This is a genomic window from Cognatishimia maritima, from assembly GCF_900129685.1.
Classification (GTDB): Bacteria; Pseudomonadota; Alphaproteobacteria; order Rhodobacterales; family Rhodobacteraceae; genus Cognatishimia; species Cognatishimia maritima.
In genome coordinates this window covers 175,046-187,581 of the sequence record NZ_FQWM01000002.1, presented here as the reverse complement: position 1 = coordinate 187,581, position 12,536 = coordinate 175,046, and the positions used below count along the sequence as shown (strand labels likewise).

At 57.2% G+C, this 12,536-nt stretch carries 11 protein-coding genes; 7 read left to right on the top strand and 4 right to left on the bottom strand.

Going from position 1 to position 12,536, the window contains the following annotated elements:
* Positions 1 to 90: 90 nt before the first annotated feature.
* The 7 genes from BUA39_RS06295 (at position 91) to BUA39_RS06265 (ending at position 8,736) form a co-directional block, all read left to right on the top strand.
* Positions 91 to 2,418, top strand: a complete 2,328-nt coding sequence (locus BUA39_RS06295; RefSeq protein WP_072792032.1) for a DUF1989 domain-containing protein — start codon at positions 91 to 93, stop codon at positions 2,416 to 2,418.
* 33 nt (positions 2,419 to 2,451) lie between these two features.
* The gene (locus BUA39_RS06290; protein ID WP_072792030.1) at positions 2,452 to 3,414 is read left to right on the top strand and encodes an ABC transporter substrate-binding protein; all 963 of its coding nucleotides are present in this window, start codon (positions 2,452 to 2,454) and stop codon (positions 3,412 to 3,414) included.
* A 76-nt stretch (positions 3,415 to 3,490) separates the two neighbouring features.
* A complete protein-coding gene (locus BUA39_RS06285; RefSeq protein WP_072792029.1) occupies positions 3,491 to 4,543 on the top strand; it encodes a quaternary amine ABC transporter ATP-binding protein in 1,053 nt (350 codons plus the stop codon).
* A 12-nt stretch (positions 4,544 to 4,555) separates the two neighbouring features.
* Positions 4,556 to 6,073: an ABC transporter permease gene (locus BUA39_RS06280; protein ID WP_072792027.1), complete on the top strand. Its 1,518-nt coding sequence runs from the start codon at positions 4,556 to 4,558 to the stop codon at positions 6,071 to 6,073.
* Between the two features lie 196 nt (positions 6,074 to 6,269).
* Positions 6,270 to 6,890: a glutathione S-transferase family protein gene (locus BUA39_RS06275; RefSeq protein WP_072792026.1), complete on the top strand. Its 621-nt coding sequence runs from the start codon at positions 6,270 to 6,272 to the stop codon at positions 6,888 to 6,890.
* Between the two features lie 20 nt (positions 6,891 to 6,910).
* Complete coding sequence (locus BUA39_RS06270; RefSeq protein WP_072792024.1) at positions 6,911 to 7,579, top strand: cupin domain-containing protein; 669 nt, start codon at positions 6,911 to 6,913, stop codon at positions 7,577 to 7,579.
* A 95-nt stretch (positions 7,580 to 7,674) separates the two neighbouring features.
* Positions 7,675 to 8,736 carry a flavin monoamine oxidase family protein gene (locus BUA39_RS06265; protein WP_072792691.1) on the top strand — a complete coding sequence of 354 codons (1,062 nt, stop codon included), beginning with the start codon at positions 7,675 to 7,677 and terminating at the stop codon, positions 8,734 to 8,736.
* Here BUA39_RS06265 and BUA39_RS06260 read toward each other — a convergent pair.
* The 4 genes from BUA39_RS06260 to BUA39_RS06245 form a co-directional block, all read right to left on the bottom strand.
* Positions 8,733 to 9,269, bottom strand: a complete 537-nt coding sequence (locus BUA39_RS06260) for a TetR/AcrR family transcriptional regulator (RefSeq protein WP_072792023.1) — start codon at positions 9,267 to 9,269, stop codon at positions 8,733 to 8,735. The genes BUA39_RS06265 and BUA39_RS06260 overlap by 4 nt on opposite strands.
* Positions 9,270 to 9,396: 127 nt before the next feature.
* Entirely contained in the window at positions 9,397 to 10,374 is a 978-nt protein-coding gene (locus tag BUA39_RS06255; RefSeq protein ID WP_072792022.1) for an HpcH/HpaI aldolase/citrate lyase family protein, read from the bottom strand.
* 223 nt (positions 10,375 to 10,597) lie between these two features.
* On the bottom strand, positions 10,598 to 11,578 hold the full coding sequence (locus BUA39_RS06250) for an ABC transporter ATP-binding protein (RefSeq protein ID WP_072792020.1): 981 nt from the start codon (positions 11,576 to 11,578) through the stop codon (positions 10,598 to 10,600).
* On the bottom strand, positions 11,578 to 12,534 hold the full coding sequence (locus BUA39_RS06245; RefSeq protein WP_072792019.1) for an ABC transporter ATP-binding protein: 957 nt from the start codon (positions 12,532 to 12,534) through the stop codon (positions 11,578 to 11,580). Before BUA39_RS06245 ends, BUA39_RS06250 begins: the two co-directional genes overlap by 1 nt.
* Positions 12,535 to 12,536 lie beyond the last annotated feature (2 nt).

The following is a 12,536-nucleotide window of genomic DNA, read 5'->3' as shown; positions in this document are numbered from 1 at the left end:
GAATTTTCGACGCTGACCAATAAAAAAACTTGACGCTTGTAACTGGTTACATGAGCATGTGTAACTAGTTACATAAAGCGAATCTAAGGTATGCTTGGCCAAACTGTCCTCCACGACTTCAGCAATATGGGGTTTCTGCAATCCCGTCGTCATTTCTCGGGTTTTGAAAAGAATTCCGGTGTCCGTCATACCTCCATCGCGAGCCGCGAGGTGGTTCATATCCAGATGGCAGAGGGCGACCTTCTGACCATTCGTGGTGCGTCTGTTGGTGTGCCTGTCGATGTGGTCGCTTTTGCCGCGGATGGCAGCGTAGGGTTGGGCCACGTGAACCTGCGGGCCACCGGCAACCTAGAAATGGGCAGCTTTGACAGCCGCGCATTGGCTGGCTGGGTCGCAGCTCAGGGCGGATCGCCAGAGGCTGACATCCCATGTGCCCGTTACGAGGGGCAGGAAGAAGAATTGATCCTGAAAGCGCGCGCGCCTGTGTCGCTTTGGGTGGCGCGTCCGGTTGATCCGTTTTCTTTGATTTCGGCCATTGGCAACGGGTCTGTCTCTGTTTCTCACAAGTTGGCACAATTCACCCCAAGCGCCTTGCCGGGGCTTCTCGGGGATACGCGCGATGAATTTACCGTCGCCGCCGGAACCGGGCAGGCCTATGAGATCAAAAAGGGTGAATACATCCAGATCATCGATCTGGAGGGGCAGCAGTGTTCGGATTTCATGGCCTTTTCGGCCTCTGGACTGGACCGGGGTCGTGAACTGATGATCGACTCGACGGCGACGCGGACCATGGTCGGTAGCGCCTATCCCGTGCCCGGGATGCTGGATAAGTTCTATGATCAGGAAATGCGTCCGCTTTTGAATATGGTGCAGGATACCTGCGGGCGGCACGATGCCTTTGGCCTTGCGTGTACTGCGCGCGGCTATGAAGAGCGTGGTTTTCCGGGACATTTGAACTGTTCCGACAATATGTCTTACGCGCTTGATCCCTATGGCGTGCAGAAACGCTCTGCCTGGCCAGCGATCAACTTTTTCTGGAACACATGGGTGGATCACAACAGCAACCGGTTGATGACGGCGGAATCGCGGTCGCGTCCTGGCGACTATGTTGTGATGCGCGCCATGGAAGACCTTGTCTGTGTCTCGACGGCCTGCCCGGATGACATTGACCCCATCAATGGTTGGAATCCAACCGACGTACATGTGCGAATTTACCGGCCCGATACGCCCATTCGGCGCGCAGTGGCCTACCGCGAAAAGGAAGACGCCCCAATGTCAATCAGTCAGGAATCCGCTTTTCACGAGCGGTTGGCCCCTTTGACAGAACATTTTGCCCCAGCTCGTGATTTGTGGACTCCGGTCAACTTTCCCGGCACGGGCACGCTCGGAGAATACTGGGCATGTCGCAATGCCGTGACCGTTCAGGACATGAGCGGTTTGCGCAAGTATGACATCATCGGCCCCGACGCTGAGACGCTTTTGCAACAAGCTTTGACGCGAAACATAGCTAAACTGGCGGTTTGGCGCGGTACATATACCTTGATGTGCGATGAAAGCGGTGAAGTCATTGACGATGGCACCCTGTTCCGTCTGGGTGATCACCTGTTCCGCTGGTTCTGCGGATCCGAAGAAAGTGGCCGGACGCTGAATGCGCTGGCCAAGGAATTGGACCTTCAGGTGCGTATTCACGAAATGCGCAACAGCTTGCCAAACTTGGCGATCCAAGGCCCGCATTCTCGGGATTTGTTGAAGAAAATCTGCTTCTTCCAGCCGCATGTGCCGAATTTGGACCATCTGAAATGGTTTGGCGTCTCTGTCGCACGCCTGAATGATCGCTATGGTGCGCCGTTCATGCTGTCTCGGTCGGGCTACACCGGCGAGTTGGGCTATGAAATCTTCTGCGCGAAATCAGACGCTGTGCAGGTTTGGGACGCGATTATGGAAGCGGGCGAAGAATTTGGGATCAAGCCCATGGGCTCCGCCGCGCTAGAGATCATTCGGATCGAAGCGGGTTTGGCCGCGGCGAATGCCGAGTTCGCGCCAGGTGTCGACGCCTTTGAGGCGGGGCTTGGTTTTGCGGTTGATCTCAAGAAAGAGGCCTTTACGGGTAAAGAGGCTTTGGAACGCAATGCAAAGGACCCGCGGCGGCTTTTGAAAGGCCTGCTTTTTGATTGCGATGACGTGCCGCCCCATGGCTCTCCGGTCTATGCCGGTGAGCGGCAGGTGGGACACATCACATCGGCGACGCGCTCTCCATCTCTGGAGCGCGCAATCGCCATGGCTCGGATTTCAGTTGAACATGCTGAAAACGACAAGATCCTGGAAGTCGGTTTGCTGGATGGTCGCATGAAGCGCCTGAACGCTACCGTGACCGACATTCCATTCATAGACCCGCAAAGAAAGCGGGCACGGGCATAAGCCCAATATCATTCACCAACGGGAGAAAAAGGTATGAAGAAACTTACACTTACAACAGCTCTGACCCTGGCAATCGGCGCGACTGGCGCAATGGCTCAGGAAAAAGTCATGGTTGGCGAACCAAGCTGGCCGGGTGCGAAGATCATGAGCCGTGTCATCGGTCAGATCATCGAAACCCGTCTTGGCGGCGAAGCCGGTTATGCACCAGGTGCCAACGCGGTTATCTTCGCGTCCATGGACGGTGGTCGTGGCGATATCGACGTGCACCCTGACGTCTGGCTGCCAAACCAATCCTCTTTCACCAACGAGTATGTTGATGAAAAAGGCACTGTGGCTCTGTCCTCTGGCTCTTACGAAGGCCGCGCAGGTATCTGTGTTCCAAACTACATGGTTGAAGAGCACAACATCAAATCGATCTTCGATCTGGCGACCCCAACCGCGCAGGAGCTGTTTGACAGCGATGGCGACGGCAAAGGCGAAGTCTGGGTTGGTGCGTCCGGTTGGGCCTCCACAAACACCTTCAAAGTGCGCGTGCGTGACTATGGTATCGAGACCTTCCTTGAGCCAACAACCGAAGACGAAACCGTCTTCTACTCGCGTCTGAAAGACCTGATCGACCAGAAGAAGGGCGCAGCGTTCTATTGCTACGCACCTCACTATGTGCACGCGCTGTATCCTGTGACCATTCTGGAAGAGCCAGAGAACGACCCGAACACCTATAAGATGGTTCAGCCTGACCAAGATGCGGACTGGTACAACAAATCTCGTGTTGACACTGGCGAGCCAGTGAAAACCGTGACGGTGGCCTATTCCACGTCACTGGAAGAGCGCAACCCTGCGGCGGCATCCTTCTTGGCGAACATTGATATGGATTCTCAGCAGCTGTCTGAAATGACATATCGCGTGGTTGTTCAAGGCAATGACATCGACGAGGTGGTCGCGGACTGGATCGCCAACAACGGTGATACTGTCGACACTTGGTTGGGCCTGAACTAAGCCGCTGAGTTTCAACAACAATGTGCTCCGGTTGCTACAGCAACCGGAGCCAGAACAATTGAACCCCGGGGATAGGATGGACAAAGAGATTGCAATTGACGCCAAAGGCGTCTGGAAAGTGTTTGGCGACCGCTCCAAAGAGGCGCTGGAAGCCATCCATGCCGAAGGCCTGTCAAAGGCTGAGGTTTTGGAGCGCTACAACTGCGTTGTTGGCGTCGCGGACGCCAGCTTTGAAATCGAAACAGGCGAACTGTTCTGCGTGATGGGCCTATCCGGGTCCGGTAAATCCACGCTGGTGCGCCACGTTAACCGCCTTCTGGAACCGACTGCCGGCCAGATTATGATCGGTGGTGAAGATGTCATGGGCCTGAACGCCGAAGGCCTGCGGGACCTGCGAAATCGTCGCGTGGCGATGGTTTTCCAGAACTTTGGCCTGATGCCGCACCGGACCGTGCGCGATAACGTGGCGATGCCGCTGGAAATTCGTGGCACAGGCAAAGCGCGTCGTTGGGAAGAAGCCGACCGCGTTTTGGACCTTGTGGAACTGACCGGCTGGGAAGACAAATACGCCCACGAACTGTCGGGCGGTATGCAGCAACGTGTAGGCCTGGCCCGCGCCATTGCTTCTGACCCGCATATCATGCTGATGGATGAACCGTTTTCGGCGCTTGACCCGCTGATCCGCAAACAGTTGCAGGACCAGTTCATGGAGTTGTCGAACAGCTTGAAAAAAACAACCATGTTCATCACCCACGATCTGGATGAGGCGATCCGTATCGGTCACCGCATCGCGATTATGAAAGACGGCCGGATTGTACAGATCGGCACACCGGAAGAAATCATTCTCAATCCGGCGGATGAATATGTGTCTGACTTTGTGGCGGGCATCTCGAAACTGAACATGATCTTTGCGCATTCCGTGATGCAGCCGGTGGATGAGTTCAAAGCCAAACATGGCGATCTGCCTCCGGACGCGCAGGCGGCCCGTCCTGATATGGACCTCAGCGATCTGATGACCCTCTGCGTGGATGGTCATGGCATCGTCGCGGTCACCGACGGCGACAACAAAACCGTTGGCGTGATCAACCGTGCGGGTCTGATCCGCGCGATCCAAGACAGCCAGGCGTAAGGGGGATTGACTATGCAAGGTGTATCTAACCAAGACATCAAACCTGAAACCGCCGAACGCTTGAACGGTCTGATCGAACAGTTCGTCGGCAAGAACGCAGACTACTATAAACAGATCTTTGGCGTCATGATGAAAGCGCCGGGGTATCGTTTCACGTTGAACTGGATGGCTGGCCTGCTGGGTCCGGTCTGGTTTGGCGCACGCGGGTTGTGGAACTGGATGCTCGGATTCCTGTTGCTGGAAACCATGGCGTATATCCAGATCGGTATGGGTCTGTTTGGGGACCTCGGTCGCGAGTATCGTGAACGGGCAGAGCAGATCGCGCAGACTCTGGAACTGCGTCGCCAGCAGATTGCGGCGGCGGAATCCTCGGGGTCGAGTTCTCTGGATGCGTTGAAGCGTGCTTCCGAAAGCCTAGAGGGAGCCTTGTCAGGCGCACAACAGGCCGCAGCGACCGCAGATAGTACCGGAACGTTCTTCTTTATGGTGGGGATCATCCTGCTTCTGGCAGTGAAGCTCCTGACCGCGGCGTTGGCCAACTGGACGCTGGAAATGCAGTTCGCCAAGTGGCGGTCTGATCGCAGCGTAGCAAGTGGGTGGTCTGACACTCGCATGATCATCTCTGCAGCGGCGTCTGCGATGGTGGTTATCTTGACCAGCATCAAGTTTGCGCAGCCTGACGCACTTGGCATCCTGAAGGCCTTCCCGAACAACCGCGAGTGGCGTTTGAATGTCGGTGACGGTGTACAGGCGGCCTTTGACTGGACGAAGTTGCATGGACGTGGGTTCTTTGACTCCATCACCTTCGGCATGCGCACGCTGCTCGATTGGATCGAGGTTGTGCTTGTTGACACACCATGGCCGGTTGTTGCCTTCGTGATCGTGATGCTGGCGTACCTGTCTGCGGGCGCTCGGGTTGCAATCTTCACCGGTGCGGCGCTGGCATACCTAGGTCTCTTGGACTTCTGGGAAAAAGCGATGACCACAATCGCTCTGCTGGGGGCAGCGGCGTTGATCTCGATCACGCTGGGTATCCCGCTGGGCATCTACTGTGCGCGTCGTCCTAAAGTCTATTCCGTGATCAGGCCGATCTTGGACTTCATGCAATCCATGCCGTCCTTCGTTTACCTGATCCCGGTTGTTGCCTTCATTGGCTCCGGTAAGCCAGCGGGTGTGGTTGCGACCATGATCTTTGGTTCGCCACCTGTGATCCGCTTTACGGTTCTGGGTGTGCAACAGGTGCCTGAGACTGTACGCGAAGCCGCCTTGGCCTTTGGTGCAACCCCACGCTATCTGCTCTGGCGTGTGGATCTTCCCCTGGCACGCAACACCATCATGGCAGGTGTGAACCAAACCATCCTGTTGTCTCTGGCAATGGTGGTTGTGGCCTCTCTGATTGGTGCGAAGGGTCTGGGCGAGGACGTTCTGGAAGCGCTGCAATATGCGGCAGCCGGACAGGGTATTCTGGCGGGTCTCGCCATCCTGTTCTGTGCTTTGATCCTTGACCGGATTGTGGCCGGTAAAAAATAACAAACTTCCCGTGTAGAAGACTTAGGGCGCCCTTGTGGCGCCCTTTTTTTGTGGCCCGGCGCAGAGAGGTCACGGCGACTGGTTACCACCCGGTTCACGATTGGGTGATCCTTGAATGGGCGCAGAAAGAATCCTTTTCCAGATATCTATCTAGTGATAGATAGATGAAAGTTGATAGCCGAATTAGGATACGATAATGAAAATCTATGATGTCGAAGGGTTCCCAAACCCGGCGCGTGTGCGCATTGCGCTTGCAGAAAAAGGCGCGCAGGATGCGGTCGAATTTGTTGCGATCGATGTGATGCAGGGTGAACATCGCTCCGAAGCATTTCGTCAGAAAAACCCGGACGCCGTTGTACCCTGTCTGGAACTTGAGGACGGCACCTGCATTTCGCAATGCAACGCGATCACCGAATACATCGATGCGTCGTTTGAGGGGCCTTCCCTGACAGGTACAACCGCCAAAGAACGTGCCGTGATCTCCATGATGAACCTGCGGGCCGAAAACGGGCTGTTGAACGCGGTTGGGACCTATTTTCATCACGCAACGCCGGGATTGGGTCCTGATCTGGAAACGGACCAATGCGCCGTATGGGGCAATCGACAAAAGGCCACTGCGGAACAGACAATGGCCTATCTGGACAGTGTGCTCGCCTCGTCCGATTATCTGGCTGGGGAGTCTTTCTCGGTCGCTGATATCACAGCTTTTGCCGGGCTGGCCTTTGCGGATTTCGCCAAGATCGAGGTGCCCGAAACCCTTACCCATCTGACGGAGTGGCGCGCGCGCGTCGCGGCGCGCCCATCGGTGTCGGGCTGACGCAAACGAAGGAGAAGACCATGGAATTGAACTCTGATTTTTCCAAACGGGTCGTCGTGCATGCGGCGCAGTTGGATTGGCAGGCCTCTCCGATGAAGGGTGTTGATCGGCGCATGTTGGACCGGATCGGTGCAGAGGTGGCGCGCGCCACCACCATTGTGCGCTACGCGCCGGGCAGCCACTTTTCCGCACACACCCATACGGGGGGCGAAGAATTCATCGTGCTGGATGGGGTCTTTCAAGACGAGCACGGGGATTTTCCAGTTGGCACCTATGTACGCAATCCGCCGACTTCGCAGCATACGCCGCGGTCTGACGACGGCTGTACGATCTTTGTTAAACTCTGGCAGTTCGACCTTGAGGACCGGACCCAGTTTCGCAAGTCAATGGCTGACGAATTGGCGCACCCAGTGAGTGGCGTGGCGACAGCAACTTTGCACAGTGATGACCGCGAGACGGTGACTTATCACCAGTTGGAGGCCGGGGCCGAACTGACCTCTGACGCCGCTGGTGGGATCGAAGTGCTGGTGCTTGGCGGTTCGGTGAGTGAGTCCGGGGATCAGCTTGAAACCGATAGCTGGCTGCGTTTGCCCGAGGGTGAACCGCTGAACGCTGTTGCCGGCGCAGAGGGCGCAAAGCTGTGGATGAAGACAGGCCATTTGCCCTTTGCCCAGGCGCCAGCCGCTTAGGTCGCTTCCTATCAACACCATGAGGCGTTGCGTGTAGTGCGCGACGCCTTGATGCTGTTTCTGCGGAAACAGCTAGAATGAATGCGGACATATCAATGACCAAAGACGTTTTGATTGTAGGGGCAGGGCTGACCGGTCTGGCACTGACGCGGCGGCTGACAGCCGTTGGGCTCGACGTACAGGTCTTGGAAGCGCGCGACCGCATTGGCGGACGCATTTACACTCAGACGCTTGGGGAGGGGTATTTTGACATGGGCCCTGCCTGGTTCTGGGACGGCCAGCCGCTGATGGCGGAACTGGTTCGCGACCTTGAGTTGCGCAAGTTTGAACAGTTTAGCGACGGCATTCTGACCTTTGAGGACGAGCATGGTCGCGTGGTTCGGGGGCAGGGGTATGCGTCGATGCAAGGCTCCTACCGCCTAGAGGGTGGCATGGCTGCGCTATGCGACGGGCTGGCTGTGGACCTGCCTGATGGGGTGGTCGCATTGAAAAGCAATGTGCAGCGGATCACTCGGGTCGACGGCGGCATCCAATCCGACATCAACGATGGCAGCGCGTACCTCAGCAAACATGTCGTGCTTGCAATGCCCCCGCGCCTTTCTGCGGGCATCACATTTGAACCTGCACTTTCTACAAGCGCGTTGCAGGACCTCGCCAATATCCCGACTTGGATGGCAGGGCAGGCGAAGGTGCTTGCAGTGTATGAACGCCCGTTCTGGCGCGACGCGGGGCTATCTGGCGATGCCATGTCGCGGCGCGGACCTATGGTAGAAGTTCACGATGCCTCTCCTGCCACCGGCGGGCCTTATGCGCTCTTTGGGTTTATAGGCGTGCCTGCTGCGCGGCGCACCAATCGAGACGCGTTGCTTGTAGCCGTCCGCGCGCAGTTGCAACGATTGTTCGGAGAGGCTGCAGCCGATCCAATCGACGTGATCCTGCAGGATTGGGCGCAGGAGCTGTTCACCACAACCGCAGCCGACCATGCCCCTTTGCGGGCACATCCCGTCTATGGCGCGCCAAATTCTCTGCGGCATCTCTGGGACGGACGCCTGCATTTTGCTGGAACGGAATTGGCCCCGGTTTCGGGCGGGTTGCTCGAAGGGGCGTTGGAGTCTGCCGACCAAGTCGCTAAAGATTTGATCGCTCAATTAACCTAGCTCAGGCGCACCTTTTGGCCCGTCTGCAATAGCTGAACAATGGTGCGCAATACGGCAGGGTCGTCTTTGGTGCGCGACAGGATCAACCCGCCCTCAAGCGCGGCAACAACAGCTTGGGCATGGGCTGGCTCTGCGCCAACTCCCAAGGCGGCAGTAAGCCACTCTGTCAAATAGTCAAAGTAAGCGGCGATTTTAGGCTGTATGGCCGCTGGCAAAGCCGCAAGTTCCGCGCCGAATATCCCGCAGAGGCACATCAGGTCATCAGTTTCATTTGCGGTCAGAAACAGGTCCGCTACGCGCTGAACCCCTTCGACTCCGGGATGGTCCGCCGGGTTACCAAGCGCCTCTTTCGCGCGTTCTAAGTAGCGCTCCCCGAGTGCTTCGACGAGCGCTTCTTTGGTGGGGAAGTGGTAATGGACACTCGCGCTTTTGACCCCGACATCTTCGGCGATGTCACGGAAACTAAAGCCGTAATAGCCGCCTTTTCGCGCGCGGCGTTCAGCGGAGTCCAGAATTGCAGTGCGTCGGTCCATGGGGCTCGGTCATTTGGCTATTTATCAGAAGATAGATAGTCATGTGAGAACGCACAAGCAGGGAATAGCGGTTCTGAAAATGCAAATCGGGCCCCAGTTGGGACCCGATCCAATGCTACAGCGCAGATCAGTTGCCTGCGATCTGCTTGGCCTTTTCGACCAGCACTTCGGCCTGACGGATCGATGCATAGTCGATCAGGCGACCGTCCAGCGAGACCGCGCCTTTGCCGGCGGCCTCTGCTTCGGCCATGGCTTCAAGGATGCGGTGCGCCTTGGTGACTTCGGCGTCAGACGGGCTCATCACTTCGTTGGCCAAGGCGATCTGGCTTGGGTGGATCGCCCATTTGCCTTCGCAGCCCAGAACAGCAGCACGTTTGGCTGCGGCGCGGTACCCGTCGGCATCTTGGAAGTCGCCAAACGGGCCGTCGATGGGGCGCAGGCCGTTGGCGCGGGCGGCAACAACCATACGTGCCAGAGCGTAGTGCCACATGTCGCCCCAATGGGTTTCACGCGTGCCGTCCTCAGTTGGATCGGTCAGCACGGAATAGTCTTTGTTCACGCCGCCGATGATGGTCGTGCGTGCGCGGGTTGAAGCCGCGTAGTCCGCGACGCCGAAGTGCAGCGACTCGTTGCGCTTAGACGCGGCTGCAATCTCGTGGACGTTTTGCATGCCGAGCGCGGTTTCGATGATGTGCTCAAAGCCGATGCGCTTCTTATAGCCCTTGGCATCTTCGATTTGAGTGACCATCATGTCGACGGCGTAGACGTCTGCTGCGGTGCCAACCTTTGGGATCATGATCAGGTCAAGGCGTTCACCTGCCTGTTCCACAACGTCGACGACGTCGCGATACATATAGTGGGTGTCCAGACCGTTGATGCGAACGGACATGGTTTTCTTACCCCAGTCAATTTCATTCAGAGCCTGAATGATGTTCTTGCGGGCCTGTTCTTTTTCATCCGGTGCGACCGCGTCTTCGAGATCAAGGAAGATCACGTCGACATCGGAATCGGCGGCCTTTTGGAACATGCCGGGTTGGCTGCCGGGCACGGCCAGTTCGCTGCGGTTAAGGCGCGCTGGCGCCTGCTCAATGGGGTGAAAACTCATGGGGGTAACTCCTCCGACCATCGGTGTTTCTTCGGACACGGGCTGTGCCTGCTGGTCTCGGAGCGTAGGGTGATTCCGAAATTGCGATCCCTGAAAAGCGGATGACGATACGGCGTCTGCGACAGATTTGTGCAAAATGCACCTGAAAAGGGATCGAAAATTATCTTTTAAAAGTACGCAGTTGCATACAATTGCGGGCGGTTTGACCCCGCCCGCAATAGGGTTAGACGGTCAGCGCTTCCAAATGGCAAGCCTTTTGCCGCTCACCGACAAAGCGCGGCTGCGGGCGTTGTTCTGTGCAGCGGTCAAACCGTTTTGGGCAACGCGATTGGAAGAGACACCCGGTCGGCAGGTTAAGCGGGCTTGGCAGATCACCATCCAGAACCTCTGGGTTCAATTTTGCATCCGGGTCAGGAACCGGCACGGCAGAGAGCAAGGCGCGCGTATAGGGATGCTGGGGATCATTGACGAGATCATCCGCCGAAGCTTTTTCCATCATCCCGCCCAAATACATCACCAGAATTTCGTCCGAGATATGCCGGACGACACCAAGGTCGTGGGCGACAAAGATCAGGGTCAGCCCCATGTCGCGCTGCAGGTCCTGCAAAAGGTTGACGACCTGCGCTTGAATGGAAACATCCAGCGCCGAGACCGGTTCGTCGCAGAGCAAGACCTTGGGTTCCGCCGCCAAGGCGCGTGCGATCCCGATCCGCTGACATTGCCCGCCCGAAAACTCATGCGGATAGCGGTTGGCGTTTCGGCGTGGGATGCCGACGCGATCCAGTAAGGCATGGACGCGGGTGGTCCGCGCCTCTGCGTCCATCTCGGGGAAGAACATGGTCAGCGGTTCGGCCACGATCTCGCGGATGGTCATGCGCGGGTTCAAAGACGCCACAGGATCTTGAAAAATCATCTGCACGCGTCGGCGCAGCGCCTGGAGGTCGGCGCGCGAACTGTAGTTCACAGGCTTACCTTCCAGCGTGACAGTGCCCGCAGAGGGTTTGACAAGCCCGGCAATCGCTCTGACCAGTGTGGACTTGCCGCAGCCACTTTCGCCGACAACGCCAAGTGTCTTACCGGCGTCGACAGAAAAGCTGACGCCGTTCACAGCCTTTAGGACGGCAGCGTCGGACCATGGCCACTTTTTGGATTGCAACAATTGGAATTCGACCGACAGGTCGTGAACAGAAATCATTTCGGTCATCAGCTCAGCTCCTCAACCGGGCGCAGGCAGGCGCGTTGGTGACGGCCCGCATCAAGGGGGGGCAGATTGTTAAAGCAAGGGTCTCTTGAGTCAGAGCAGCGATCTGCAAAGGGGCATCCTTCGGGCGGATGCAACTGGTTGGGGGGTTGACCCGGTATGCTTTGCAACCGTGCATCCTGCGCGTGGATGTTGGGGACGGCGCGCAGCAAGCCCCGCGTGTAGGGATGGCTGGGTGCGTTGAAAATCGCGCGCGTCTCGGCGCGTTCCATTACGCGGCCACCGTAAAGCACTAAGGTTTCCTCACAGAAGCCCGCAACCACACCGAGGTCATGGGTGATCAGCATGATCGAACTGCCGTATTCCTTTTGGATGTCATCCAGCAGTCGCATGATCTGTGCCTGCACGGTGACGTCCAATGCTGTCGTGGGTTCATCCGCGAGGATCAGCTTGGGACGGCAGAGCAGGGCCATGGCGATCACGATCCGCTGCCGCATCCCGCCAGAAAATTCATGCGGATAGCTTTTCAGGCGGTTCTTCGCGTCAGGAATTTGCACTGCATCCAACGCTTCCAGAACGCGTGCCCGCGCTGCCCGACCGCGCAGGCCTTCGTGCAACTCCAGCACTTCGTTCAGCTGCCGTTCCACCGTCATATAGGGGTTCAGCGAACTCATCGGGTCCTGAAAAATAATGCTGATTTCCTTGGAGCGGACCTTGTTGATCCGCGACGTTGGCATATCGAGCAGGTTCTGATTTTCAAACAGGATACGCCCACGGGTCTCGGCGTTCTTTGCCAAAAGCCCAAGGATCGAGAGGGCGATCTGGGATTTGCCCGAGCCGCTTTCCCCAACAATGGCCAGCTTTTGCCCGGCCGCGATGTCAAAGCTGACATCGTTGACCGCGTGCACATAGCCATCCGGCGTGCGGAAACGGATTGATAGGTCTTGGACAGAGAGCATGG

What these genes read in the sequence shown, in the direction of transcription:
- BUA39_RS06295 (WP_072792032.1), top strand. Translation starts at nt 91, where the DNA reads ATGCTTGGCCAAACTGTCCTCCACGACTTCAGCAATATGGGGTTTCTG.
- BUA39_RS06290 (WP_072792030.1), top strand. Translation starts at nt 2,452, where the DNA reads ATGAAGAAACTTACACTTACAACAGCTCTGACCCTGGCAATCGGCGCG.
- BUA39_RS06285 (WP_072792029.1), top strand. Translation starts at nt 3,491, where the DNA reads ATGGACAAAGAGATTGCAATTGACGCCAAAGGCGTCTGGAAAGTGTTT.
- BUA39_RS06280 (WP_072792027.1), top strand. Translation starts at nt 4,556, where the DNA reads ATGCAAGGTGTATCTAACCAAGACATCAAACCTGAAACCGCCGAACGC.
- BUA39_RS06275 (WP_072792026.1), top strand. Translation starts at nt 6,270, where the DNA reads ATGAAAATCTATGATGTCGAAGGGTTCCCAAACCCGGCGCGTGTGCGC.
- BUA39_RS06270 (WP_072792024.1), top strand. Translation starts at nt 6,911, where the DNA reads ATGGAATTGAACTCTGATTTTTCCAAACGGGTCGTCGTGCATGCGGCG.
- BUA39_RS06265 (WP_072792691.1), top strand. Translation starts at nt 7,675, where the DNA reads ATGACCAAAGACGTTTTGATTGTAGGGGCAGGGCTGACCGGTCTGGCA.
- BUA39_RS06260 (WP_072792023.1), bottom strand. Translation starts at nt 9,269, where the DNA reads ATGGACCGACGCACTGCAATTCTGGACTCCGCTGAACGCCGCGCGCGA.
- BUA39_RS06255 (WP_072792022.1), bottom strand. Translation starts at nt 10,374, where the DNA reads ATGAGTTTTCACCCCATTGAGCAGGCGCCAGCGCGCCTTAACCGCAGC.
- BUA39_RS06250 (WP_072792020.1), bottom strand. Translation starts at nt 11,578, where the DNA reads ATGACCGAAATGATTTCTGTTCACGACCTGTCGGTCGAATTCCAATTG.
- BUA39_RS06245 (WP_072792019.1), bottom strand. Translation starts at nt 12,534, where the DNA reads ATGCTCTCTGTCCAAGACCTATCAATCCGTTTCCGCACGCCGGATGGC.